1 rRNA gene is annotated in these 583 nt (G+C 55.7%); it reads left to right on the top strand.

Going from position 1 to position 583, the window contains the following annotated elements:
* A 23S ribosomal RNA gene (locus tag AC4EHJ_RS16985) occupies positions 1–583 on the top strand; the annotation flags it as partial.

The raw sequence follows: 583 nt of genomic DNA, 5'->3' as shown, positions 1-583 counted from the left end.
CCAGGATGTTGGCTTAGAAGCAGCCATCATTTAAAGAGTGCGTAATAGCTCACTGGTCGAGTGACACTGCGCCGAAAATGTACCGGGGCTAAACGGATTACCGAAGCTGTGGATGGATCTCGTTAGAGATCCGTGGTAGGAGAGCGTTCTAAGGGCGTTGAAGCTGGACCGGAAGGACTGGTGGAGCGCTTAGAAGTGAGAATGCCGGTATGAGTAACGAAAGACGGGTGAGAATCCCGTCCACCGAATGCCTAAGGTTTCCTGAGGAAGGCTCGTCCGCTCAGGGTCAGTCGGGACCTAAGTCGAGGCCGATAGGCGTAGACGATGGACAACAGGTTGATATTCCTGTACCACCTCCCCGCCGTTTGAGCAATGGGGGGACGCAGAAGGATAAGGTGAGCGCGCCGTTGGTTGTGCGCGTCCAAGCAGTGAGGCGGAAAATGAGGCAAATCCCATTTTCATGCACGCCAAGCTGTGATGGCAAGGGGCATTGCGCCCTGGAGTCCCTGATTTCACACTGCCAAGAAAAGCCTCTAGCGAGGCGGGAGGTGCCCGTACCGCAAACCGACACAGGTAGGCGAGA

It is taken from the genome of Planococcus sp. TJ-301 (assembly GCF_058268475.1).
The sequence above is the reverse complement of the archived record's forward strand: the minus strand, read 5'-3'. Positions and strand labels throughout refer to the sequence as shown.